Annotated in this window: 20 protein-coding genes and 1 pseudogene; 6 read left to right on the top strand and 15 right to left on the bottom strand. The window is 67.1% G+C overall.

Annotated features, from left to right (window positions below):
* Window positions 1-140: pseudogene (locus MFF62_RS06110) on the top strand (IS256 family transposase); the annotation flags it as partial.
* Between the two features lie 108 nt (window positions 141-248).
* On the opposite strand, the gene MFF62_RS06105 reads toward MFF62_RS06110, so the two are convergent.
* Genes MFF62_RS06105 through MFF62_RS06085 form a run of 5 tightly spaced genes read right to left on the bottom strand, consistent with a single transcriptional unit; the run spans window position 249 to window position 5,558 of the window.
* On the bottom strand, window positions 249-1,703 hold the full coding sequence (locus MFF62_RS06105) for an efflux transporter outer membrane subunit (RefSeq protein ID WP_238261187.1): 1,455 nt from the start codon (window positions 1,701-1,703) through the stop codon (window positions 249-251).
* 17 nt (window positions 1,704-1,720) lie between these two features.
* Entirely contained in the window at window positions 1,721-2,884 is a 1,164-nt protein-coding gene (locus MFF62_RS06100; protein WP_238261185.1) for an ABC transporter permease, read from the bottom strand.
* Window positions 2,881-3,903 (bottom strand): ABC transporter ATP-binding protein, encoded by a 1,023-nt coding sequence (locus MFF62_RS06095; protein ID WP_238261183.1) that lies wholly within the window; start codon window positions 3,901-3,903, stop codon window positions 2,881-2,883. The genes MFF62_RS06100 and MFF62_RS06095 overlap by 4 nt, the downstream gene beginning before the upstream one ends.
* Window positions 3,900-4,862 (bottom strand): HlyD family secretion protein, encoded by a 963-nt coding sequence (locus MFF62_RS06090; protein ID WP_238261181.1) that lies wholly within the window; start codon window positions 4,860-4,862, stop codon window positions 3,900-3,902. The genes MFF62_RS06095 and MFF62_RS06090 overlap by 4 nt, the downstream gene beginning before the upstream one ends.
* A 21-nt stretch (window positions 4,863-4,883) precedes the next feature.
* Window positions 4,884-5,558: a TetR/AcrR family transcriptional regulator gene (locus MFF62_RS06085; protein WP_238261179.1), complete on the bottom strand. Its 675-nt coding sequence runs from the start codon at window positions 5,556-5,558 to the stop codon at window positions 4,884-4,886.
* A 234-nt stretch (window positions 5,559-5,792) separates the two neighbouring features.
* Between MFF62_RS06085 and MFF62_RS06080 the strand changes: the two genes are divergently transcribed.
* Window positions 5,793-7,172, top strand: a complete 1,380-nt coding sequence (locus MFF62_RS06080) for a carbohydrate porin (protein ID WP_404990667.1) — start codon at window positions 5,793-5,795, stop codon at window positions 7,170-7,172.
* A gap of 22 nt (window positions 7,173-7,194) precedes the next feature.
* Here MFF62_RS06080 and queF read toward each other — a convergent pair whose 3' ends face one another.
* Window positions 7,195-8,028: an NADPH-dependent 7-cyano-7-deazaguanine reductase QueF gene (queF, locus tag MFF62_RS06075; protein ID WP_238261177.1), complete on the bottom strand. Its 834-nt coding sequence runs from the start codon at window positions 8,026-8,028 to the stop codon at window positions 7,195-7,197.
* An 8-nt stretch (window positions 8,029-8,036) separates the two neighbouring features.
* Complete coding sequence (gene ilvA / locus MFF62_RS06070) at window positions 8,037-9,572, bottom strand: threonine ammonia-lyase, biosynthetic (RefSeq protein ID WP_238261175.1); 1,536 nt, start codon at window positions 9,570-9,572, stop codon at window positions 8,037-8,039.
* Between the two features lie 188 nt (window positions 9,573-9,760).
* Between ilvA and otsB the strand changes: the two genes are divergently transcribed.
* From otsB to MFF62_RS06055, 3 genes are all read left to right on the top strand, one after another.
* The gene (gene otsB / locus MFF62_RS06065) at window positions 9,761-10,558 is read left to right on the top strand and encodes a trehalose-phosphatase (RefSeq protein ID WP_238261173.1); all 798 of its coding nucleotides are present in this window, start codon (window positions 9,761-9,763) and stop codon (window positions 10,556-10,558) included.
* A 104-nt stretch (window positions 10,559-10,662) separates the two neighbouring features.
* The gene (locus MFF62_RS06060) at window positions 10,663-12,420 is read left to right on the top strand and encodes a glycoside hydrolase family 15 protein (protein WP_238261233.1); all 1,758 of its coding nucleotides are present in this window, start codon (window positions 10,663-10,665) and stop codon (window positions 12,418-12,420) included.
* A 31-nt stretch (window positions 12,421-12,451) separates the two neighbouring features.
* Window positions 12,452-13,846 (top strand): alpha,alpha-trehalose-phosphate synthase (UDP-forming), encoded by a 1,395-nt coding sequence (locus MFF62_RS06055; protein WP_238261171.1) that lies wholly within the window; start codon window positions 12,452-12,454, stop codon window positions 13,844-13,846.
* Window positions 13,847-14,026: 180 nt separating this feature from the next.
* Here MFF62_RS06055 and MFF62_RS06050 read toward each other — a convergent pair whose 3' ends face one another.
* The 8 genes from MFF62_RS06050 to MFF62_RS06015 form a co-directional block, all read right to left on the bottom strand.
* Window positions 14,027-14,632, bottom strand: coding sequence for a nucleotidyltransferase family protein (locus MFF62_RS06050; protein WP_238261169.1), 606 nt, complete (start codon window positions 14,630-14,632; stop codon window positions 14,027-14,029).
* Entirely contained in the window at window positions 14,629-15,684 is a 1,056-nt protein-coding gene (locus MFF62_RS06045; protein ID WP_238261167.1) for an XdhC family protein, read from the bottom strand. The genes MFF62_RS06050 and MFF62_RS06045 overlap by 4 nt, the downstream gene beginning before the upstream one ends.
* Window positions 15,657-16,220, bottom strand: coding sequence for an SRPBCC family protein (locus tag MFF62_RS06040; protein ID WP_238261165.1), 564 nt, complete (start codon window positions 16,218-16,220; stop codon window positions 15,657-15,659). Before MFF62_RS06040 ends, MFF62_RS06045 begins: the two co-directional genes overlap by 28 nt.
* Window positions 16,211-17,455 carry a vWA domain-containing protein gene (locus tag MFF62_RS06035; protein WP_238261163.1) on the bottom strand — a complete coding sequence of 415 codons (1,245 nt, stop codon included), beginning with the start codon at window positions 17,453-17,455 and terminating at the stop codon, window positions 16,211-16,213. Before MFF62_RS06035 ends, MFF62_RS06040 begins: the two co-directional genes overlap by 10 nt.
* A 4-nt stretch (window positions 17,456-17,459) precedes the next feature.
* Entirely contained in the window at window positions 17,460-18,353 is an 894-nt protein-coding gene (locus MFF62_RS06030; protein ID WP_238261161.1) for an AAA family ATPase, read from the bottom strand.
* A gap of 287 nt (window positions 18,354-18,640) precedes the next feature.
* Window positions 18,641-19,441, bottom strand: coding sequence for an FAD binding domain-containing protein (locus tag MFF62_RS06025; RefSeq protein WP_238261159.1), 801 nt, complete (start codon window positions 19,439-19,441; stop codon window positions 18,641-18,643).
* A 16-nt stretch (window positions 19,442-19,457) separates the two neighbouring features.
* Window positions 19,458-21,842 (bottom strand): xanthine dehydrogenase family protein molybdopterin-binding subunit, encoded by a 2,385-nt coding sequence (locus MFF62_RS06020; RefSeq protein WP_238261157.1) that lies wholly within the window; start codon window positions 21,840-21,842, stop codon window positions 19,458-19,460.
* A 12-nt stretch (window positions 21,843-21,854) separates the two neighbouring features.
* Window positions 21,855-22,370, bottom strand: coding sequence for a (2Fe-2S)-binding protein (locus MFF62_RS06015; RefSeq protein WP_238261155.1), 516 nt, complete (start codon window positions 22,368-22,370; stop codon window positions 21,855-21,857).
* 256 nt (window positions 22,371-22,626) lie between these two features.
* On the opposite strand from MFF62_RS06015, the gene MFF62_RS06010 reads away from it, so the two are divergent.
* Window positions 22,627-23,205 carry a YqaA family protein gene (locus MFF62_RS06010; protein ID WP_238261153.1) on the top strand — a complete coding sequence of 193 codons (579 nt, stop codon included), beginning with the start codon at window positions 22,627-22,629 and terminating at the stop codon, window positions 23,203-23,205.
* The last annotated feature ends 18 nt before the right edge of the window (window positions 23,206-23,223 follow it).

Genomic DNA, 23,223 nt, shown 5'->3' with positions numbered 1-23,223 from the left:
CGGCAACCAAGCTGCTATGGCTGGCCCTGCGCAACATCACCGGCAAGTGGGGCAGTTCAACGCACGACTGGAAGGCTGCCATGAACCAGTTTGCTATTCTCTATGAGGAACGCTTCACCCACCCCGCATCGCTGAGATAATGCTGGCTCACCGGCTAAGTTGACGGTGAGCCTTTAACTGCCCTGAACACAAAAACGCTGACAGGCCCAGGGCCAGCGCCTCAATCACCATCACCTCAAAACCAAAACCTACTCACTCCACCATCCCCCACCCAACGCCTGCATCAACGCCGCCGAATCCGCGAGCCTTGCCGCCCGCGCCTGCGACAAATCCAGCGCCGCCTGCCGTGCCTGGCGTTCCGCATCGATCACCGTGAACTGACTCACACCCCCCAACCGGTACTGCTCGCTGACGATACCCAGCGTGTCGCGCGTCTGCTGCGCATTGTCGGCGCGCGCCTGCAGTGTGCCGGCGTCGGCATCGAGCGCGCGCAGCGTGTCAGCCACGTTCTGCAGGCCCTGCAGCACAGCCTGCCGATAGGCGCCGAGCGACTGTTCGTAGGCCGCTTCCTTGGCGCGCTTCTGCGCACGCAACTCGCCACCATGAAACACGGGCTGTACCACGCCGGCCGCCAGGCTCCAGATGTTCAGGCTGTTGAACAGGTCGCGTGCGCGCATCTCCTGCGTGCCGCCGCTGGCGGTCAGCGTGATCTGCGGATAGAGGTTGGCCGTGGCCACGCCGATATCGGCCGATGCCTGATGCAGCAGCGCCTCGGCCGCGCGGATGTCCGGGCGGCGGCGCGCCAGTTCGGACGGCAGACTCAGTGGCAAGGACTCGGGCAGGTGCAGGTCTTCGAGCCGGAATTCGGGAAGCTGCGCGCTGCCCGGGGACTGGCCCGTGTAGACCGCTAGTTGGTGGCGCGCGGCGTCCAGTTGCTGCGACAGCCCCGGAATCAGCGCCTGCGTCTGCGCCAGTTCGGACTGCTGGCGCTGCACATCGACGCGCGCCACGCCGCCAGCCTTGAGCCGCTCGCGCATGATGCCAAGCTGGCGGTCCTGTGCTTGCGCGATGGCCACGGTATCGGCCAGTTGCGCGCGCAGACCTGCTTCGCGGATCGCCGTGGTCGCCACGTTCGCGGCCAGCGACAGCCGGGCGGCTTCCAGTTCGTAGCGCTGATAGTCGACGGTGGCACTCAGACCCTCCAGTTCGCGCCGTTGTCCGCCGAACAGGTCCAGCGCGTACGACACCTGCACGCTGGCGTTGTAGAGCGTGAACGGGCCGGGGCTTGGAAACTGCGTGATGCCGACCGAGGTCAGGTCCACCTGCTGGCGCGTGGCGTTGAGCTTGGCATCCACCTGCGGAAACTGCGTGGCGCCGGTACGCGCGGCCAGGTTCTCCTGCGCCTCGCGCAGCCGGGCGCGCGCCTGCGTCAGCGTGGGGCTGTTGGCCAGCGCCAGCCGCACGGTGTCGTCCAGTTGCGGATTGCCGAATAGCGTCCACCATTGCGCGGGCACGTCGCCGGCGGCCAGCGTCTGGGTGGGAAAGCCGGCCGCAGGCAACTGCACGGGCTGCGGCCCGGTGGTGTAGCGCGGATCGGTCGGCGCGTCGGGCGTCTTGAAGTCGGGGCCCACGGCGCAGCCGGCAACCATCAGCGCGGCCAGCGCGGCAAGCAGGGTAGGGAACCGTGTGGGATACATACGCATGACAGGTCTCCGCGTATTCAATCGAGCGTGCGCTTGTAGAAGCGCACCGCGATGGTCATGACGACGACCGTGAACAGCATCACGGGCCAGACGTTGGGCCAGAGTTCGATCCAGCCGCTGCCCTTGAGCATGATGCTGCGGATCATCCGGTTGAAATAGGTCATCGGCAGCACGTTGCCGATCCACTGCGCCCACGTGGGCATGCCCGCGAACGGAAACATGAAACCGGACAGCAGGATGTTGGGCAGGAAGTAGAAGAACGTGAGCTGCACCGCCTGCAACTGGTTGGCGGCCAGCGACGACAGCGTGATGCCCACGGTCAGGTTGGCCGCGATGAACAGCAGCGCGGCCATGTAGACGGCCAGCACCGATCCCAGGAACGGCACGGCGAAGACGAAGTGCGCGGCCAGCACGATGATCGTGGCCTGGATCAGCCCGATGAAGATGTAGGGCACGATCTTGCCCGAGATCACCTCGATGGGCTGCACGGGCGTGGCCAGCAGGTTTTCCATCGTGCCGCGCTCGCGTTCGCGCGTCATCGCCAGGCCCGTCATCATGACCATCGTCATCGTCAGGATCACGCCCATCAGGCCGGGCACGATGTTGTACTGCGTGATGCCCTCGGGGTTGTACAGCCGGTGCACGTTGACGTCGAATGCGGGCTGTCCGCCGGCCAGCGATGCCAGCGCGCCCTTCAGGTCAATGCGCGCCACGGTGTCCGGCAGGCTCGCCAGCGCGCCGATGGCGGGGCCCGTGGCGGACGGATCGGTGGCGTCGGCTTCCACCAGGATCTGCGGACGGTCGCCATGCAGCAGGCGCCGCGAGAAGTCGTGCGGGATGCTGACCACGAACTGCACGTCGCCGCGCAGCAGCGCCTCGCGGCCGGATGCTTCGTCGGGCAACGTCTTGACGATCTTGAAGTACGTGGTGTTCTCCATCGCCGCGATGAACGTGCGCGAGAAGTCGCTGTGCTCGGCGACGATGACGGCCGTGGGCATATGGCGCGGGTCGCTGTTGATGGCAAAGCCGAACAGCAGCAACTGCACGATGGGCAGCCCGACGATCATGCCGAACGTAATGCGGTCGCGCCGTAGCTGCAGGAATTCCTTCAGCACGATGCTCCACCAGCGCTGCACCGAGAACACCACGCGCCGTGGCGCGGCTGGGCGGGTGGCGCTCATGACGCCTCCTTTTGCCCGCGTGGCTTCTTGGGTGCGGGCGTGGCGGCCATGTTGTCCTTGGCGCCGCCCATCATGTGGATGAACACGTCCTCAAGGCTGGTTTCCGTCTGCGTCACGCGCTTGTCCGCGCCCGCGTATTGCTTCAGTGTCTGTTCCAGTTGCGCGGCGTCCTTGCCGGTCACATGCAGCGCGGTGCCGAATGCCACGGTCTGGTCCACGCCGGGCTTGCCCTGCAGTTGCGCGGACAGTTCGGCCAGGTTGTCGCCCTCGATGCTCCACGTGCTCAGGTGCTGGCTGGCCACCACCTCGGCGGACGTGCCCTGCGCCAGCAGCGTGCCGTAGGCGATGTAGGCGAGCTTGTGGCAGCGTTCGGCCTCGTCCATGTAGTGCGTGCTGACCAGCACCGAGATGCCGCGCGAAGCCAGTTGGTGCAGTTGCTCCCAGAAGTCGCGGCGCGCCTTGGGGTCCACGCCGGCGGTGGGTTCGTCCAGCAGCAGCAATTGGGGCTCGTGCAGCAGGCACGCGGCCAGCGCCAGGCGCTGCTTCCAGCCACCCGACAGCGATCCGGCCAGTTGTTCGGCGCGCGATTGCAGGCCCAGGTCTTCCAGCGCGCGATCCACGGCCTCGCGGCGCCGGGGCATGTCGTAGACGCGCGCCACGAAGTCCAGGTTCTCGCGGATCGACAGGTCTTCCCAGTACGAGAAGCGCTGCGTCATGTAGCCGACGTTGCGCTTGATCTCCGGGGCCTCCTTGAGGATGTCGTAGCCCAGGCAGGTGCCCGAGCCGGAATCCGGCGTCAGCAGCCCGCACATCATGCGGATCGACGTGGTCTTGCCGCTGCCGTTCGGGCCCAGGAAGCCGAAGATCTCGCCGCGCGCCACCTGCATGGTCAGGTTGTTGACCACGTGCTTGTCGCCGAAGTGCTTATTCAGGTCGTGCACGTCGATCACGAGTTCGCCGTTGCGGTGGCCATTGCCATTGCCGCCATTGGCGTGGGCGGGTGCCGGTTGCGTGCTCATGACTGCGCCACCTCCACCGGCTGGCCGGGACGCAGCTTCGGTGCATCGTCGGCGGTGGGCCGGGCCTCGATCAGGAATACGAGCTTGCCGCGCGTCTCGTTGCTGTAGATGACCGGCGGTGTGAACTCGGCTTCGTTCGAGACATAGGTGATCTTGGCGGTGACCGGCGCGGCGCAACCGTCGCAGCGGATCGACACCGTCTGGCCGTTCTTGAGCGATCCGACCACGGCCTCCGGCACGTAGAAGCGCACCTTGACGTTGCCGGGCGGCAGCATGCGCACCACGGCGCTGCCGGCGGGCACCCATTCGCCGGGGCGAAACGGCACGTCGTAGACCAGGCCGGCGGCGGTGGCGTTGACCGACTTGCGCGACAGCTTCCATTCGGCCTGGGCCAGCGCGGCGCGCGCGGCATCGACCTGCGCGCCCTGTGCGGCAAGCTGGTCCTTGCGGCCGGGCAGGCGGGCCACGTCGATATCGCGCTGCAGTTCGCGCACACGCGCGGCATCGGCCTCGGCCGTGGCGCGGCTTTCGTCGAGCTGGGCCTTCGAGATGCCGCCGATGTCGAACTGCGCGTCGTCGCGCTTGCGCTGCGCGGCACTGCGCGCGGCCTGCGCTTGGGCCTGCACCAGTTGCGCCTGGTTGACCGCCACTTCCACGGGGCGCTTGCCGGTCTGGATATCGGCCAGTTGCGCTTCGGCCACGCGCACCTGTTCGGCGGCCTGCTGGCGCGCGGCGCGCTCGTCGTCCGATTCCAGTATGAACAGCGGCGCGTCCTTGCCGACCTGCTGGCCGCGTTCGACCGAGAGCTTTTCGAGTCGACCGGCAAACGGCGAGGCCACGGCGACGAATTCGCCTTCGACATAGCCCTGCCAGGTGACGGGCTTGTCCCGGCTGCAGGCGGAGAGGACCGAGACGGCCAGCAGCAGAGGCCAGGAACGGATCAGGGTGGAATGCATCATGTTGGCTCCGTGATTCCAGATTCAGGCGGGATCTTTCGCCGGCCCGGCCAGACCGTGGCCAAGCAGCGCGGTGACGTGACGTACCAGCGTTTCGGTGTCGATGTTCTGGGCGCCGGGCAGGGCGCGCCAGATGTGTGTGGTGGCCAGCGGCAGCAGCGTCAGCCCGATCAGCGACACCATGACCAGCGCCGGCTCCAGGCCGGGATTGAGCAGGCCCTGGGCGTGCGCGGCGGCCAGCGGGCCGGCGATGAACTGCGCGCGCTGCACGGCCACGCGCTGCAGCATCCGCTCGCGCAACTGGCCTTCGGTGCCGACGATCTCGCGAATCCACAGGCCCGGAAACCACGGCGTGGCGGCGGCGGTGCGGATCAACTGCGCGGCCAGCTCCTGGATGCGGGCCACGGGATCGGCCTGCTCGGCCTGCAGCGTGTCGAACACCTGCCCGATCAGCGGCTGCAGCCGTTCCTCGAAAATGGCGTCCAGCAGCGCTTCGCGGTCGCGGAAGTAGTAGTGGACCAGCGCCGGTGTGACGCCGGCCGCCGTGGCAATCGCCTTGGTCGACGTGGCCGCCACGCCATGGCTGGCGAACAGCGTGACGGCGGCATCGACCAGGCGGTCGCGCTGGCCGGCATCGGCGACTTGCGCGGTGGGCCGGCCGGGGCGGCGCTTGGGATCGGATGGCTTGCTGGAGGGCATGGGGCGCGGGTGCTATCGACAGGCTGCAATGCGCTCAATATTAATTTTCGAGTTAATTAATACAAGGACTGTTACAACGTCGGCCCGGCATCACCCGCGAGCTGTTGTCCGCCATCGGCTGGCGGGATGTTGCAACGCAGCAAATGCAGGTAGACATGTCATGACGGCTTGGCTATGCTTCGCGCCAGTCACAGGGTGCCCATGAGCGGCGCGCCCGTCATCTCCGGTTTTCCTATGCTGCGATTTCGTATTCCGGCCGCCTTCCTGGGGCTGCGCCCACGCTTTGCCCGTCGATTTGCCACCCTGGCCGTGGCTGCGATGGCATTGCCGTGGGCGGCCCACGCCCAGGAAAGCAGCCCGGACGCGCCCGACATGGAAAACCCGTTCGCGATCCATGGCCAGACCACCTGGATCTGGCAGCGCAAGCCCGCGTTCAACGCGCCGTATTCGGGCGAGAACAGCCTGACGCCCGATCGCGCCAAGAGCTACTCGTTCACGGGCACGCTCGACCTGGGGCTGCGTCTCTGGCGCGGCGCCGAATTCCATTTCAATCCCGAGGTGGCGCAGGGCGTGCCGTTTTCCGACCTGCACGGGATGGGCGGCCTGTCGAATGGCGAGCTGGCCAAGACGGCCAGCACGACCCCGAAGTTCTATCGCGCGCGCGCGTTCATCCGGCAGTACTGGGGCATGGGCGGCGGCGACGAAACGTTGGAATCCGATTTCAACCAGTTCGCGCGCACGGTGGACAAGCGCCGCGTGGTGCTGACCGCCGGCAATTTCGGCGTGATCGACGTGTTCGACCAGAACCCGTACGGGTCCGACCCGCGCACGCAATTCATGAACTGGTCGTTCATGACGCATGGTTCGTGGGACTACCCGGCCGATTCGCGCGGCTACAACTGGGGCGCGGCGCTCGAATACGTCGGCGATACCTGGTCGGCGCGCGTGGGCCACTTCCTGCAGCCGCTGCAGTCGAACGGGCGCGAGCTCGATACGCGGCTGTTCGAGCACTACGGCCAGATGCTGGAACTGGAGAAGCGCTACACGGTGGCGGATCGCCCCGGACAGGCCCGGCTGCTGCTCTGGCGCAACAAGGCGAACATGGGCGCGTTCAACGACGCCATCGCGTTTGGCCAGGCCAACGGCGTGACGCCCGATGTGGCCGACGTGCGCCGCGAGCACAGCAAATGGGGGGTGGGGCTGGCCTTCCTGCAAGAGGTGGCCAACGACGCCGGCGTGTTCCTGCGTGCCAACTGGTCAGACGACAAGACCGAAACCTACGCCTTCACGGAAATCGGCCGGCAGGTGTCGGCAGGCGGCACGATGAAGGGCGCGCGCTGGGGCCGTCCCAAGGACGAGGTGGGTCTGGCCGTGGCCGTGAACATGCTGGGATCGGGGCACCGCAACTACCTGGCCGCAGGCGGCCTGGGGGCGTTCCTGGGCGATGGCGCGTTGCGCTACGGACCGGAACAGATCGTCGAGATCTACTACAGCATCGCGGTGTGGAAGACGCTGACGCTGAGCCCCGATTTCCAGTACGTGCGAAACCCGGGCTACAACCGCGATCGCGGCCCGGCCAAGTTCATCGGTATCCGGGCCCACGCTGAGTTCTGAGGGTGGCGGGCGCCACCCCCGCTTACTGCCGCGCGTTGCGCCGGTTATCGGGCCACGGCGTGTTGTAGTTGGTGCGGAACGGGTTGATGTCGAGCCCGCCGCGCCGCGTATAGCGCGCGTACACGGCCAGCTTGACCGGCTTGCACATGCGCAGCACGTCGGTGAAGATCCGCTCCACGCATTGCTCGTGGAACTCGTTGTGGTTGCGGAACGAGATCAGGTACTTGAGCAGCCCTTCCTGGTCGATCGGCGCCCCCACGTAGCGGATCTGCACGCTGCCCCAGTCCGGCTGGCCCGTCACCAGGCAGTTCGACTTCAGCAGGTGCGACACCAGTGATTCTTCCACCGGTGATGCTTCCTGGTCGGCCTTGAGCAGCCCCGCGTCAGGTTCGTAGATATCGGTCTCGATATCCAGGCGGTCCAGCAGCAGGCCGTCCAGCTCTCCCATCTTCTGCTTGCCGAGGTCCGACTCGGTCACCAGCCGCACCTGCACCGTGCCGCCGGTGGCGGCCGACAGATCGTGGTGCAGCAACTGCTGCAGCGCTTCGGCCGAGGCGATCTTGCTCTGGTTGAACGAATTCAGGTAGAGCTTGAACGACTTGGACTCGACGATGTTCGGCGTGTCGGCCGGAATGATGAACGTGGCCAGCGCCACCTGCGGCTTGCCCTTGAGGTTCAGCCAGGACACCTCGTAGGCATTCCAGATATCCACGCCGAAGAACGGCAGCGGCTTGCCTTCGGCCAGGCCGATCTCGGTGCGCTTGGGCTGGCGCGGAATCGGGAACAGCAGCGTCGGGTCGTACTCGGTCTTATAGGCCGAGGGCTTGCCCAGCGGCGAGTGCTCAGGAAGCGTCATGGTCGGGCTCAGGACAGGAACAGCTTGTAGACGGGGTTGTCGGTCTCGTCCCAGTGTACGTAACCGAGCGTGGAAAGGAAGTTGCGGAACTCGCGCTTCTCGTTCTTCGGCACCTGGATACCGACCAGGATGTTGGACGTATCGGCGCCCTGGTTCCGGTAGTGGAACAGGCTGATGTTCCAGTTCGGGCTCATGCTCGACAGGAAGCGCATCAGCGCGCCCGGGCGCTCAGGGAATTCGAAGCGGTACAGCAGTTCGTCATGCGCCAGCGGCGAGTGGCCGCCCACCATGTAGCGGATGTGCTGCTTGGCCAGTTCGTCGTTGGACAGGTCCAGCGTGTCAAAGCCGTGGCGGCGGAAGTTGGCGGCGATCTTCTCGTTCTCCGAACGGCTGGCGATCTGCAGGCCGACGAAGATGTGCGCCACGCCGGTATCGGCAATGCGGTAGTTGAACTCGGTCACGCTGCGCGTGCCCACCTGCTCGCAGAAGCGCTTGAAGCTGCCGCGCTCTTCCGGGATGGTCACGGCGAAGATGGCCTCGCGGGCCTCGCCCACCTCGGCACGTTCGGCCACGAAGCGCAGGCGGTCGAAGTTCATGTTCGCGCCGCAGGCAATCGCCACGAGCTGCTGGTTCTTGAGCTTCTCGCGCTCGGCGTAAGCCTTCAGGCCCGCCACGGCCAGCGCGCCGGCCGGCTCCAGGATGCTGCGCGTGTCCTGGAACACATCCTTCAGGCCCGCGCAGATCGCGTCGGTGTCCACCAGGATGATCTCGTCCACCAGTTCGCGCGTGATGCGGAAGGTTTCCTTGCCCACCAGCTTCACGGCGGTGCCGTCCGAGAACAGGCCCACGTCCTTCAGTTCCACGCGCTTGCCGGCATCCACCGAGCGCTTCATCGCGTCGGAGTCCAGCGTCTGCACGCCAATCACCTTGATCTCGGGGCGCACGGCCTTCACGTACGAGGCGATGCCCGAAATCAGGCCGCCACCGCCGATGGCCACGAAGATCGCGTGGATCGGGCCCGGGTGCTGGCGCAGGATCTCCATGGCGATGGTGCCCTGGCCGGCGATCACCTCGGGGTCGTCGAACGGATGGATGAACGTGAGCTTGTGCTTTTGCTCCAGTTCCGCCGCGTGCACGTAGGCGTCGCTGTACGAATCGCCATGCAGCACGATGCGCACCCATTCGCCGCCGCGTTCGCGCACGGCATCGATCTTCACCTGCGGCGTGGTGGTGGGCATGCAGATGATGGCCTTGCACTGCAGCCGGGCGGCGGACAGCGCCACGCCCTGCGCGTGGTTGCCGGCGGACGCCGCGATCACGCCGCGCTTCAGTTCCTCGGGCTTCAGCGATGCCATCTTGTTGTAGGCGCCGCGCAGCTTGAACGAGAACACGGGCTGCGTGTCTTCGCGCTTGAACCACACCGCATTGCCGGTGCGCGCCGACAGCGCGGGGGCGTAGGTCAGCTCGGTCTCCTGGGCCACGTCGTACACCTTGGCGGTCAGGATCTTCTTCAGATAGTCGGGTTTTGCGGGGGTGCGGGTCATCGTATGCGTGCGCCACGGACCAGTGGCAAAAAAAGCCGGAAAAATCGGCGGAAAGCGCCAATGATAATGGATGGCGCACATCGGGGCCCCTTGCGAGGGGTGGCCGCTGCGCAGGTGCGGCAAGCGCCACTGTTGTAGGACAGCGTCCGGTGGACGCTTGCCAAATCGACGTGCTACGGTTTCACGCGATGCCTCCGCTACCTCTCATCGAACCTCATACCGCGCTGTTCCTGGATTTTGACGGCACGCTGGCCGACCTTGCCCCACGCCCCGAGCTGGTGCAGGTGGAACCTGAACTGGTCGGCACGTTACGTGCGTTGCATGTCTGCCTGGATGGCGCGCTGGCCATCGTCTCGGGACGTCCCGTGGACGAACTCGACCACTTCCTGCAACCGTTGCGATTGCCGTCCGCCGGCGTGCATGGCGCGGAATTCCGCCATGGCGCCGAAAGCATCGTGCGCCCGCCCGCGCCTGGCATCGGCCCGCTGCTGCCGGCGCTGGAGGCGCTGGTGCACAAGCATCCGGGGCTGCAGTTGGAACGCAAATCGGTGGCCGTGGCGATTCACTACCGCCAGGTACCGGAACTGGAACCGCTGGTGCGCGCCGCCGTAGCCGATGTGCTGCGCGATGCCATCGGCCTCGATGCCTTGCCCGGCAAGATGGTCATCGAGATCAAGCCGGCCGGCGTGGACAAGGGCGGTGCAATCGCCACGTTCATGCGGCAGGCGCCGTTTGCCGGACGCATGCCACTGTTTGCCGGCGACGACGTCACCGACGAAGCCGGCTTTGCCGTGGTACGCGAACTTGGCGGCGTTGGCCTGCTTGTCGGCCAGCGCGCCACTGCCGCAACCGTCAGCGTGCCGGGGCCCGCCGCCCTGCGTAGCTGGCTGCACCGTTCCGCGCACGCGCTCACCCATCTGATGGCGCGCCGGAACGGCGATGTTCCCCTCTCACCCCCATCGCCTGCCAGGGAGGACCCGTTGTGAGTGAATCTGCCAACCTCAACCACGTCGTTGCCACCGAAGCGCCCGCGGTGAACACCGACAGCGACTGCGGCAGCCGCCATGCCTGTCCGTCGCTGTCGCTGGGCATGATCGGCAACTGTGCGTTCTCGGCGCTGGTCGACGGCCGTGGCCGCATCGTCTGGTGCTGCATGCCGCGCTTCGACGGCGACCCGGTCTTCAACGCGCTGCTCGATACCAGCGACAACGCCGGCCATTTCAATATCGAGATCGAGGACTTCAAGGAAGCCACGCAGTGGTACGAGCCGAACACGGCCATCCTGCGCACGCGACTGATCGACCAGCACGGCAGTTGCCTGGAGATCACCGACTTCTGCCCGCGCTTCTTTCGCATGGGCCGCTACTTCCGGCCGCTGACACTGGTACGTCGCATCCGCCCGATCAAGGGCGCGCCGCGCGTGCGCGTCACGGTGTCGCCGCGCTTCAACTGGGGCCGCACCAAGCCGCAGATCACGCGCGGCAGCAGCCATGCGCGGTTCGTCGGCGAGGACCTGACGCTGCGCCTGACCACTGACGCGCCGCTGGCCTATGTGCTGTCGAACACGCCATTCCTGGTCACGCGCGGCTACAACTTCATCCTGGGGCCGGACGAGACGCTGACGCACGGCGTGGAAGACATCGCGCGCGATTTCGAGCAGGAGACCACGGCCTACTGGAAGCTCTGGAGCCGCCGGCTGGCCGTGCCGCGCGAATGGCAGGAAGCGGTGATCCGCGCGGCCATCACGCTGAAGATGTCGCTCTACGAGGAAACCGGCGCGATCGTGGCGGCGATGACCACCAGCATTCCCGAGGCGCCGGGCAGTGCCCGCAACTGGGACTACCGCTACTGCTGGCTGCGCGACGCGTTCTTCGTGGTGCGTGCGCTGAACAGCCTGTCCGAAGTCGGCACGATGGAAGACTACCTGCGCTGGCTGTCGAACGTGGTGATGCAGTCGCAGGACGGCCATATCCAGCCGCTCTACGGCATCGGACTGGAACGCGAACTGCCCGAAAGCATGCTTGACCATCTTGGCGGGTATCGCGGCATGGGGCCGGTGCGCGTGGGCAACCAGGCGCAGGAGCACTTCCAGCACGACGTGTACGGCAACGTGGTGCTGGCCGCCGCGCAGGCTTTCCATGACCACCGGCTGCTGCATCGCGGCGGGCTGGCCGAATTCCACCGGCTGGAGGACGTGGGCGAGCAGGCCGTGCGCGTGTTCGGCACGCCCGACGCGGGCATGTGGGAGCTGCGCACGCGTGCGCGCATCCATACGTCGTCGGCGCTGATGAGCTGGGTGGCGTGCGACCGCCTGGCCAAGATCGCCGAGAAGCTGGAGCAGCCCGCGCGGGCTGCCTACTGGCACGACCACGCCAACCGCATGAAGCAGCGTATCCTGGATGAGTCGTGGAACGAGAAGCGCCAGGCCTTTGCGGAAAGCTTCGGCGGCAAGGAACTCGACGCCAGCGTGCTGCTGATGGCCGAGGTCAACTTCATCGACCCGAAGGACCCGCGCTTTGTCTCGACCGTGAAGGCGCTGGAAGAGACGCTCTGCGACGGGCCGTACATGCGCCGCTACGAGGCGCCCGACGACTTTGGCAAGCCCGAGACGGCGTTCAACATCTGCACGTTCTGGCGCATCGACGCGCTGGCGCGCATCGGCCGCCGCGAGGAAGCGCGCGAGATCTTCGAAGCCATGCTGGCCGCGCGCAATCCGCTGGGGCTGCTGTCGGAGGACACACACCCGATCACCGGAGAGATGTGGGGCAACTTCCCGCAGACCTATTCGATGGTCGGCCTGATCAACGGTGCCATGCGGCTGTCGGCATCGTGGGACACCGTGATCTGAGGAAAGGACCTCGCAACAACAACAAAGAGATATGGGCAGACTAGTAGCGGTATCGAACCGGGTCGCGGATCCGCGCAACCATGCGGCGGGCGGCCTGGCCGTCGCGCTCTCGGAAGCGCTCAACAAGACCGGCGGCCTCTGGTTCGGCTGGAGCGGCAAGGTGCTGGAAACCGCCCAGGGCGGCACGCCTGGCGAAGGCGAGCTGCACCAGACGCAGGCCGGCAACGTGACGCTGGCCACCGTGGACCTGTGCCGCGAGGATCACGACGCGTACTACCTGGGCTACAGCAACGGTGTGCTCTGGCCCGTGCTGCACTATCGCGTGGACCTGGCGGACTTTGACGCTGGCGGCAGCCTGAACGCGTACCGCCGTGTGAACCAGATGTTCGCGCGCAAGCTGGCGCCGATGCTCAAGCCCGATGACGTCATCTGGATCCACGACTATCACCTGATCCCGCTCGCGGCGGAGCTGCGCGCCATCGGCTGCGGGCAGCGCATCGGGTTCTTCCTGCATGTACCGCTGCCCCCGCCCCTGATCCTGGCCGCCATTCCGCAGCACGAATGGCTGATGCGCGCACTGTTTGCCTATGACCTGCTGGGCTTCCAGAGCCAGACCGACCTCGACCACTTCTCGCGCTATGTGCAGGGCGAAGCCGGCGCCGAGCCGATGGGCGAATACCGCTTCCGGGCCTTCCATCGCACCGTGCGCGCGCAGGCGTTTCCGATCGGTATCGACGTCGAAGAATTCGCCGAACTGGGGCGAGCCGCCGAAGCGGTGGAAACCTACGAGATGATGTGCGGCCAGTACGCGCGGCGCCGCCTGCTGCTGGGCATCGACCGGCTCGACTATTCCAAGGGGCTGCCGCAGCGGCTCAAGGCGTTCCAGACGCTGCTGGCCGAGTACCCGGAAAACCGGTCGAGTGCCACGCTTGTCCAGATTGCGGCGCCGTCGCGCGAATCGGTGGACGCCTATGCCGATCTGCGCCGCGAGATGGAGGGCATCACGGGTGCCATCAACAGCGAGTACGGCGAACTGGACTGGATGCCGGTGCGCTACATCCACCGCGCCACGTCGCGCCGCCGTCTGCCGGGCCTGTGTCGTGCAAGCAGCGTGGCGCTGGTCACGCCGCTACGCGACGGCATGAACCTGGTGGCCAAGGAATACATCGCCGCCCAGGACCCCGACGATCCCGGCGTGCTGGTGCTGTCGCGCTTTGCCGGCGCCGCCGAGCAACTCAAGGAAGCGCTGCTGGTGAACCCGTACGACACGCGGGCCACGGCCCAGGCCATTCAGCAGGCGCTGCACATGCCGCTGTCGGAACGCCGCACGCGGCACCAGAAGCTGCTGGAGCGTATCCGGCAGCAGGACGTGCACTGGTGGAGCAGCGAGTATCTGAGGGCGTTGATGGAGACGGAGGGGGGCTGAAGTAGAGGCTAACCTTCTCCCTCGGTTTTAGCTCCCCTCTCCCATGAAATGGGAGAGGGGTTGGGGGTGAGGGCGCGGCAGTTCAAATAGCGACTTGTCTCAGACGAAGCGCTGGCCCTCACCCCCAGCCCCTCTCCCGCGCGCGGGAGAGGGGAGCAAACAAGAAGCAAAAAACAAAAACTAAACCAGATCCCCCGGCTTATCGATATCCCGAAAAGCCCCATCATCCTCGGTCAATATCCGCGTCACCGGCTGCGACTTCAGCAGTTCCCGCGCACCCTCGTCACCATCGAGCTTCAGCAGTTCGTCACGCCAGGCCACACCGAACCCCACCGGATGCCCACGCTGCCCGTCACGCCAAGGCGCGGCGATGGTGTCGCGCGAGGTAATCGTCAGCGCCACGGCGCGTACCAGTTCCATCGACAGCCACGGCATGTCGGCCAGCGCCACGACCCAGCCGCGTGCATCGGCGGTGGCGGCCACGCCTGCGCGCAGCGCCGCGCCCATGCCGGCCTCGGCCTCGGGCGCTTCCACCACCTTGCAGCCGCCGCGCCGCAATTCCTCGGCCAGCTCGGGCATGCCGGGTCGCACCACGGCAATCGAATTCGGCAGTCCGGCAGCCAGCGTGCGTGCGCTGCGCCAGGCTACGGTGCGGCCGTCGGGCAGTTTTTCCAGCAGCTTGTTGCGCAGGCCGGCGGGATCGAAGCGGCGGCCGAAGCCGGCGGCCAGCAGGATGCCGGTGGGCAGGTCGGTCTGCGTGAGTGGGGCGCGGGCGTGCTTGGTCATGGCTGTGCGGCCTGGGCAGGTACGCCGCCCGGCAGGATCGGACATTCGGCTTCGCCGGCGGCAATCTCGCGGGCGGCCTTGGCACCTTCCACCTGCAGGATGTCGGGCAGCGACACGTGGTTCTTGGCGGCGATCACTTCGGCCAGGACCGAAATGGCGATCTCGGGTGGCGTGCGGCTGCCGATGTAGATGCCGACCGGCCCATGCAGGCGGGCGAGTTGCGCTTCGGTCAGGTCGAATTCCTTGAGCCGCTCGCGCCGCGCCTGGTTGTTGCGGCGCGAACCCAGCGCGCCCACGTAGAACGCGGGCGTGCGCAGCGCTTCCATCAGCGCCAGGTCGTCGAGCTTGGGGTCGTGCGTGAGCGCGATCACGGCGCAGCGCTCGTCGAGCTTCATGGCCTCGACCGTGTCGTCGGGCATCGTGCGCACCATCGTCACGCCGGGGATATCCCACGTCTCGGTGTATTCCTCGCGCGGGTCGCAGACCGTGACCTGGAAACCGAGCCCCACGGCGATCTGGCACAGATAGCGCGACAACTGTCCCGCGCCGATCACGAGCATGCGATAGCGCGGCCCGTGAATCGTCGTCAGGGTCTGGCCGTCGAACGACAGCCCGTCGGCGGCTTCGGCATGGCCCAGCTTGGCTTGCCCGGTTGCCATGTCCATCGAACGCGTCACAAGCCGGCCGCCTTCCACCGCCTTGAGCAGGTCCGGAATGCCGCTGTGCGGCGCCAACGGCTCCGCCACGAGTTCGATGGTGCCGCCGCAGGGCAGGCCGAAGCGATGCGCCTCCTCGGCGCTGATGCCGTACTTCATCGCCTCGGGCACGGTAGCCTTGATGCCTTCGCGGTGCACGCGATAGATGATGTCGTCCTCGATGCATCCGCCCGAGACCGAGCCCACCACCAGGCCGTCGTCGCGCACGGCCAGCATCGCGCCTTCAGGGCGGGGCGACGAGCCCCACGTCCTGACCACCGTCACCAGCAATACGCCATGTCCTTCCTGCTGCCACTTCACGCTGCTTTTCAGGACTTCGAGATCCACGCTGTCCATGATCGTTTCCGCTTCCTTGCCTGATCCTCGCCACCGTCTTCACCACTGCTGTCGGCGGCCTCGTTGTCTTCACCATCGGGCGCTGCATCCTCGCCGCCGCCGCTCACCGCCTCGGTGAAGCGCGCGAAGAATGCATCGGCCATCTTGCGCGCGGCCGCATCCACGAGCCGCGAGCCGATCTGCGCGATCTTGCCGCCTACCGTTGCCTGCACCGCGTACGTAAGGAGTGTCTCGTCGCCCTCGGGCGTCAGCGTAACCTTTGCAGAACCCTTGCCGAAGCCGGCCGCGCCACCTTGTCCGTCGAACTGGATCGTGTAGCTGTCCGGTGCCTGGATGTCCTGCAGGGCCATGCGTCCCTTGAAGCGCGCCTTGACCGGCCCCACGGCCGCGGTCAGCGCAAGCTGGTAGGCGTTTTCGCCATCGGGCTCGATGCTCTCACATCCGGGAATACATTGCTTGAGCAGCGCCGGGTCGTTCAGCGCCTCCCATGCCACCTGCTGCGGCACGGGCAGGCGCTGGGTCTGGTTCATTTCCATGACGGATTTCCTTGTCGAGGGGCGGGTTGTCTCACCGGTGGAACAACAGCGGGCATGGCGCGGTCCGCGAGCAGCGTTTCCAGCGCCAGCAGGCTATCGAGGTTATGCGCGGGACGCAGTGCATCCACATGGGGCAGGATGGCCTGGATGCCACGCGCCTGGGGCGCGAATTCGGCGTAGCGCAGCAGCGGGTTGAGCCAGACGATGCGGTGCGCGAAGCGGCGCAACCGCGCCATTTCCTGCTCCAGCACGTCGATATGTTCGAGGTCTATGCCATCGCTGACAAACAGCACGGTGGCCCGGCCGGACAGCGTGCGCCGGGCCCACTGGCGGTTGAACGTGGCCAGGGCGGCGCCGATGCGGGTGCCACCGGCCCAGTCGCGTACCTGTTCGGCGATCAGGTTCACCGCGTCGTCGGGGTCGCGCTCGCGCAGCGCGCGCGTGACGTTGGTCAGGCGCGTGCCGAACAGGAACACGTGCATGCGTTCGCGCGACTGCATCAGCGCATGGCAGAAGTACAGCACGGCGCGCGAGTACTGGCTCATCGATCCCGAGATGTCGAGCAGCAGCACCACGGGCGGCTTGCGCTCGGCGTGCTTGCGGTACTTCCAGCGCAGCCATTCGCCATGCTGGCGCACGGCCAGCCGCGCGCTGGCGCGCAGGTCGGCATGCGTGCCCGCCGTGGCGGCGCGCAGGCGTCGGGTGCGTTGCATCGCCAGGTGCGTGCGGCGCGTGCGCACCAGATGCTGCAGCGCGCGCCATTCGTCGGCGGAAAGCGTTTCAAAGTCGCGGCTTGCCAGCCGCTCGCGGTCGGAGAACGTCAGCGGGGCGGTGAAGCGTTCCTCGCGCATCGGCGGGTTGGTCTTTGCGGCGGTGGGTTCGCGTGCGGCCAGCGCATCGGCCAGGCGGTTGCTGCGCTTGGGCGGCGGCGCGCCGGCATCCACGCGCGGCAGCAGCATCGCGCGCAGCTTGCCTTCCCAGTCGGGGTCGCGCCAGAAAAGCTCGAACGCGGCATCGAACAGCGGCCGCTGGTCGGGGCCGGAGAGCATCAGCGCGGCCAGCGCGGCACGTACTTCGGCGCGGGCGCCGATGTCGATATGGCGCAGCGCCTCCAGGGCATCGACAGCATGCGCAGGGGAAAGGCCAAAGCCGGCATCGCGCAACAGCCGCGTGAAATGCGTGACGTTGCGCGCCAGCATCGGCAATCCGGCAGGGGAGCGCGTGGCCGGCTGCATGGTGTCAGGCCGCCGGCGCGGCGGCCAGCAGGTCCGCGATGGTGGGGCCGTCGGCGCGCGCCAGGTCATCCTGGTACTTGAGCAGCACGCCCAGCGTATCGCGCACCGATTGCGGATCGAGTTCAGTCACGCCCAGCGCGGCCAGCGCACGGCACCAGTCGATGGCTTCGGCAATGCCGGGGGCCTTGAACAGGTCGATGTTGCGCAGCCGGTGGATGAAGTCCACCGCCTGGCTCTGCAGCGCGGCGGCCGCCTCGGGCGCGCGCGCGGCCACGATCTGCAGTTCGCGGTCGCGGCCCGGGTAGCCCATCCATTGGTACAGGCAACGGCGCTTGAGCGCGTCGTGCACTTCGCGCGTGCGGTTGGACGTGATGACGATCAGCGGCGGCCGCTCCGCGCTGATCACCCCGATCTCGGGAATCGACACCTGGTATTCGGACAGCACTTCGAGCAGGAACGCCTCGAACGGCTCATCGGCGCGGTCGATCTCGTCGATCAGCAGCACGCGCGGCACATCGGGCGCGGCCGGGTCGGGCAGCAGCGCTTCGAGCAGCGGGCGCTTGAGCAGGAAGTCGTCGTGATAGAGCGACTGCTGCTCGGGCCGCTCACCGCGCGCCTCGGCCAGCCGCAGCGCCATGATCTGGCGCGGGTAGTCCCACTCGTAGAGCGCGCTCGCGGCGTCGAGTCCTTCGTAGCACTGCAACCGCAGCAACCGCGTGCCGAGCAGCCCGGCCATGGCCTGCGCCAGCGCCGTCTTGCCCACGCCGGGCTCGCCTTCAAGGAACAGGGGCCGCTGCATGCGCAGGGCCAGGTAGAGCACCGTGGCGGTCTCGCGGTCAGCAAAGTACTGCTGGGTTTCGAGCAGCGAGACGGTTTGGTCGATGGAGGCAGGGAGCATGGCAAAGCAAAAAAATTGAGCCTTGGGCGAAGCTGCCGGTTGTTTAAAACCGCCGCGGTCGGGTACGCCCAAGTGGTACCAGGCGGTAGTGTCTTGGCTCCCTCGCCCCGCATGGGGAGAGGGTGGGGGAGAGGGGTGGTACAGCAAGGAACCACATGGAGCCAAGATGGTGCTTTTTTAGCTCGGCTCCGGTGGTTGTTGATGCGCCTGCCCTCTCCCCCAACCCCTCTCCCACGGAGTGGGAGAGGGGAGCAAACCAGGGGAGCAAACCACGGGGCGGGTAGCAGCTACCCCTTCAACGCCTGCTCCACCGCCCTCGACGCCAGCACCGGGATCAGATGCGCTCGATACTCCGGCGACGCATGCAGATCACCATTGAGCCCCGACGCATCCACCTTGACTGCCCGCGCCGCGGCTGGCGTGAAGCTGGCGGCCAACGCCTGTTCCAGCGCCGGGGCGCGGAACACGCTGTCGGCGGCGCCGGTCACGGCCACGCGTACCGTCTTGCCGCTGCGCGCCACCATCACGCCCACCAGCGCGAAACGCGACGCCGGGTTGCGGAACTTGATGTAGGCGGCCTGATCGGGCACCGGAAAACGCACCGCCGTGATCAGCTCGTCAGGGGCCAGTGCCGTCTCATACAGGCCCTTGAAGAAGTCGTCGGCGGCGATGCTGCGGCGGTCGGTGACGACGGTCGCGTTCAGGGCCAGCACTGCGGCGGGATAGTCGGCGGCGGGATCGTCGTTGGCCAGCGAGCCGCCGATCGTGCCCATCGCGCGCACCTGCCGGTCGCCGATGCCGAATGCCAGCGCGGCCAGCGCCGGGATACGGCGCATGACCTCGGTGTTGGCGGCCACATCGGCGTGGCGCGCGGCGGCGCCGATCACCAGTTCGTCGCCTTGCACGGCGATATCGGCAATGCCCGGGATGCGTGCGATGTCGATCAGCACCGACGGTGCGGCCAGGCGCAGCTTCATCGCGGCCAGCAGGCTTTGCCCGCCGGCCAGGAACTTGGCGTCGCCATCGGCCTTCAGTTTTGCCACGGCGGATGCGGCGTCCGTGGCGCGTTCATACTGGAATGCGTACATGGTCGTGTCCTCTCCGTTATGCGGCGCTGCCCTGCGCGGCCTGGATGGCCTGCCACACGCGATGCGGCGTGGCGGGCATCTGCATGTCGTGCACGCCAAGTGGCGACAGCGCGTCCACCAGTGCGTTGATGAACGCCGGTGGCGAGCCGATGGCGCCGGCCTCCCCGCAGCCCTTCACGCCCAGCGGGTTGTGGGTGCAAGGCGTGCCGCTGGACGTTTCCACGGTGTAGTCCGGCAGGTCCGCCGCGCGCGGCATGGCGTAGTCCATGTAGGACCCGGTCAGCAACTGGCCGCTGTCGGGGTCGTACACGCACTGCTCCAGCATCGCCTGGCCCAGCCCCTGGCCGATGCCACCATGCACCTGGCCTTCGACAATCATCGGGTTGATCACATTGCCGAAGTCGTCGACGGCCGTGAACTTGACCACGTGCGATTCGCCGGTGTCGGGATCGACCTCGACCTCGCAGATGTAGGCGCCGGATGGATAGGTGAAGTTGGTCGGGTCGTAGAACGCGTTCTCGTTCAGGCCGGGCTCCAGCTTGTCGAGCGGATAGTTGTGCGGCACGTAGGCGGTCAGCGCCACCTCGCCGAACGTCTTCGTGCGGTCGGTGCCGGCCACGCGGAACACACCGTCGCTGAACTCGATGTCGGCGTCAGACGCTTCCAGCAGGTGCGCCGCGATCTTCTTGGCCTTGGCCTCGATCTTGTCCAGTGCCTTCACGATGGCCGAGCCGCCCACGGCCAGCGACCGCGACCCGTATGTGCCCATGCCGAACGGCACGCGGCCGGTATCGCCGTGCACGATTTCCACGGCGTCCAACGCGATGCCCAGCCGGTCCGCCACGATCTGCGCGAACGTGGTTTCGTGGCCTTGCCCGTGGCTGTGCGATCCCGTGAACACGGTCACCGTGCCCGTGGGATGCACGCGGATCTCCCCCACTTCGAACAGCCCGGCCCGTGCACCCAGCGCACCGGCGATGTTCGACGGTGCCAGGCCGCAGGCCTCGATGTAGCACGAGTAACCGAGCCCGCGCAGGCGGCCGCGCTGCTTGGCGGCCTCGCGGCGTGCCGGAAAGCCGGCGACATCGGCCAGTTCCTCGGCGCGCGCCAGGCACGGCTCGTAGTCGCCCGTGTCATAGGTCAGGCCCACCGGCGTGGCGTACGGGAAGGTGCGGATGAAGTTCTTGCGGCGCAGCGTGGCCGGATCGGTACCGGTCTCGCGTGCGGCGGCTTCGACCAGGCGTTCCACCACATAGGTGGCTTCGGGGCGTCCCGCGCCGCGATACGCATCGACCGGCGCCGTGTTCGTGAACACCGCCTTTACCTCGGCGTAGATGGCCGGGGTGGCGTACTGGCCGGCGAGCAGCGTGGCGTAGAGGATGGTGGGTACGCTGCTGGCGAACGTGGACAGGTAGGCGCCCATGTTGGCCACGGTGTGCACGCGCATCGCCAGGAACTTGCCGTCCGCGTCGAGCGCCAGTTCGGCCTTGGTGACGTGGTCGCGGCCATGCGCATCGGTCAGGAACGACTCCGACCGCTCGGCCGTCCACTTGATCGGACGGCCCACCTTCTTCGAGGCCCAGGTCAGCGCCACGTCCTCGGGGTAGAGGAAGATCTTCGATCCAAAGCCGCCGCCCACGTCGGGCGCGATGATGCGCAGGCGCGACTCGGGCAGCCCCAGCACGAAGGCGCCCATCAGCAGCCGTTCCACGTGCGGGTTCTGGCTGGCCACGTAGACCGTATAGCTGTCGTCCTGGCGGGCATAGCTGGCGTTGACCGCGCGCGGTTCGATCGCGTTCGGGATCAGCCGGTTGTTGACGATCTCCAGCGTGGTCACGTGCGCGGCGCGGGCAAACGCCGCGTCGGTGGCGGCGCGGTCGCCATGGCCCCAGGTGTAGCTGGTGTTGGCCGGTACGTCGTCATGGACCAGCGTGGCCGATGCGGCGGCGTCGGCCGGGCTGACCACGGCGGGCAGCTCGTCATAGTCGACGTCGATCTTCTCGGCAGCGTCGCGGGCCTGCTGTAGCGTCTCGGCCACGACCAGCGCCACCTGGTCGCCCACGTGCCGGACCTTGCCATGGGCCAGCGCGGGGTGGGGCGGTTCCTTCATCGGCGTGCCGTCGATGCTGTGGATCAGCCAGCCGCAGGGCAGGCCGCCCACCTTGTCGGCGGCCATGTCGTCGCCGGTGAGCACGGCGATGACGCCTGGCGAGGCCAGCGCCTCGGCGGTGTCAACGGATCGGATGCGCGCGTGGGCGTGCGGCGAGCGCACGAAGTAACCGTAGCTCTGGTGCGCCAGCGTGACGTCGTCGGTGTACTGGCCGTTGCCGGTCAGGAAGCGGTAGTCTTCCTTGCGGCGCACGGGCGTGCCGACGAACGGGTGCTTTTCGGGTGCGTTCATGTCGGGCCTCCGTTATTCGGCGCTGACCGTGGCCAGGTCGCTGGGTTGCGTGGCACCCTTGCCCTGCATGGTGGCCTGGCCCTGCTGCACCGCACGCACGATGTTGTGGTAGCCCGTGCAGCGGCACAGGTTGCCGTCGAGCTGCTCGCGGATGGCCTGGGCATCGGCGTTGGGCTGCTGCTTGAGCAGCGACGTGGCCGCCATGACCATGCCCGGCGTGCAGAACCCGCATTGCAGGCCATGGCATTCGCGGAACGCCTGCTGCATCGGGTGCATCTCGCCGTTGGTGGCCAGGCCTTCGATGGTTGTGACGCTGGCCCCGTCCGCCTGGACTGCCAGCATGTTGCAGGACTTCACTGCGCGGCCGTCCAGGTGGACGGTGCAGGCGCCGCACTGGGCGGTGTCGCAGCCCACGTGCGTGCCGGTCAGGCGAAGCTGCTCGCGCAGGAATTGGACCAGAAGGGTGTTGGGTTCGACCTGCGCGTCAACGGGCCTGCCGTTGACCGTCAGGCGGATCGGAATCGCCATGCTTGTCTCCATATGGGGTGGTGCGCGCATGGCCAGCTCCGCCAATCCCCGAATGACGACTGCGCGGGACGGGCCACGACGCGGTACTGCCGCTTGGTTGAGACGGCTATTTCGTGATATTGGTGCTGCCGGGTTTGCCCGGTCTGACGACGGAATGAACGATCCGCCGCAACAGGCTCTAAAAGTAAATCACAAATCGTTCGGCGCTGCCATGCGGGTTCCCCTGCCCCGGGCGGCCCGGCGCACGTCCCCACGCATGGAAGCTTTCATCGACTGGCTGTTCGACACCGTTGCCCTGCCCAAGGTGGGCCTGCCGGCCATATTCCTGGTCAGCCTGGTGTCGGCCACGCTGCTGCCGCTGGGCTCCGAGCCGGCCGTGTTCGGCTACGTCAAGCTCAATCCCGGCATGTTCTGGCCGGCGATACTGGTGGCCACGGCCGGCAATACCGTGGGCGGCGCCATCGACTGGTGGCTGGGCTATGCCGCCAAGCTGGCGGTGGTGCGCTACCGGCAACGGCGCCAGCATCACGAGCACGAACGCGAGCATGCCGAACATCGCCAGCACCCGCGCAAGCGGCACAAGCCCAAGCTGGACGCCAAATACTTCCGCTGGATGCGCCGCTACGGCCCGCCGACCATGCTGTTCTCGTGGCTGCCCGGCATTGGTGATCCACTGTGCACTTTGGCCGGCTGGCTGCGCATGCCGTTCTGGCACAGCCTTCTATATATGGCGATCGGCAAGTTCCTGCGCTACCTGGCAATGACCGCCAGCCTGCTCTGGATTCCCGATTCGTTCTGGCACGGCGTGGGCGAGGCCATTCGCCAGTGGTTCTAGGCGCCGGGGGCACCACCC

Source organism: Cupriavidus pauculus (assembly GCF_022179805.1).
Taxonomy (GTDB): Bacteria; Pseudomonadota; Gammaproteobacteria; order Burkholderiales; family Burkholderiaceae; genus Cupriavidus; species Cupriavidus pauculus_E.
The sequence above is the reverse complement of the archived record's forward strand: the minus strand, read 5'-3'. Positions and strand labels throughout refer to the sequence as shown.

Excerpts from the sequence above, each read along its gene's own strand:
- MFF62_RS06055 (WP_238261171.1), top strand. The coding sequence starts at position 12,452 with ATGGGCAGACTAGTAGCGGTATCGAACCGGGTCGCGGATCCGCGCAAC.
- MFF62_RS06100 (WP_238261185.1), bottom strand. The coding sequence starts at position 2,884 with ATGAGCGCCACCCGCCCAGCCGCGCCACGGCGCGTGGTGTTCTCGGTG.
- MFF62_RS06020 (WP_238261157.1), bottom strand. The coding sequence starts at position 21,842 with ATGAACGCACCCGAAAAGCACCCGTTCGTCGGCACGCCCGTGCGCCGC.
- ilvA (WP_238261175.1), bottom strand. The coding sequence starts at position 9,572 with ATGACCCGCACCCCCGCAAAACCCGACTATCTGAAGAAGATCCTGACC.
- MFF62_RS06025 (WP_238261159.1), bottom strand. The coding sequence starts at position 19,441 with ATGTACGCATTCCAGTATGAACGCGCCACGGACGCCGCATCCGCCGTG.
- MFF62_RS06090 (WP_238261181.1), bottom strand. The coding sequence starts at position 4,862 with ATGATGCATTCCACCCTGATCCGTTCCTGGCCTCTGCTGCTGGCCGTC.
- MFF62_RS06015 (WP_238261155.1), bottom strand. The coding sequence starts at position 22,370 with ATGGCGATTCCGATCCGCCTGACGGTCAACGGCAGGCCCGTTGACGCG.
- otsB (WP_238261173.1), top strand. The coding sequence starts at position 9,761 with ATGCCTCCGCTACCTCTCATCGAACCTCATACCGCGCTGTTCCTGGAT.
- MFF62_RS06035 (WP_238261163.1), bottom strand. The coding sequence starts at position 17,455 with ATGCAGCCGGCCACGCGCTCCCCTGCCGGATTGCCGATGCTGGCGCGC.
- MFF62_RS06095 (WP_238261183.1), bottom strand. The coding sequence starts at position 3,903 with ATGAGCACGCAACCGGCACCCGCCCACGCCAATGGCGGCAATGGCAAT.
- queF (WP_238261177.1), bottom strand. The coding sequence starts at position 8,028 with ATGACGCTTCCTGAGCACTCGCCGCTGGGCAAGCCCTCGGCCTATAAG.
- MFF62_RS06060 (WP_238261233.1), top strand. The coding sequence starts at position 10,663 with ATGATCGGCAACTGTGCGTTCTCGGCGCTGGTCGACGGCCGTGGCCGC.
- MFF62_RS06085 (WP_238261179.1), bottom strand. The coding sequence starts at position 5,558 with ATGCCCTCCAGCAAGCCATCCGATCCCAAGCGCCGCCCCGGCCGGCCC.
- MFF62_RS06105 (WP_238261187.1), bottom strand. The coding sequence starts at position 1,703 with ATGCGTATGTATCCCACACGGTTCCCTACCCTGCTTGCCGCGCTGGCC.
- MFF62_RS06040 (WP_238261165.1), bottom strand. The coding sequence starts at position 16,220 with ATGGAAATGAACCAGACCCAGCGCCTGCCCGTGCCGCAGCAGGTGGCA.
- MFF62_RS06045 (WP_238261167.1), bottom strand. The coding sequence starts at position 15,684 with ATGGACAGCGTGGATCTCGAAGTCCTGAAAAGCAGCGTGAAGTGGCAG.
- MFF62_RS06010 (WP_238261153.1), top strand. The coding sequence starts at position 22,627 with ATGGAAGCTTTCATCGACTGGCTGTTCGACACCGTTGCCCTGCCCAAG.
- MFF62_RS06080 (WP_404990667.1), top strand. The coding sequence starts at position 5,793 with ATGCTGCGATTTCGTATTCCGGCCGCCTTCCTGGGGCTGCGCCCACGC.
- MFF62_RS06030 (WP_238261161.1), bottom strand. The coding sequence starts at position 18,353 with ATGCTCCCTGCCTCCATCGACCAAACCGTCTCGCTGCTCGAAACCCAG.
- MFF62_RS06050 (WP_238261169.1), bottom strand. The coding sequence starts at position 14,632 with ATGACCAAGCACGCCCGCGCCCCACTCACGCAGACCGACCTGCCCACC.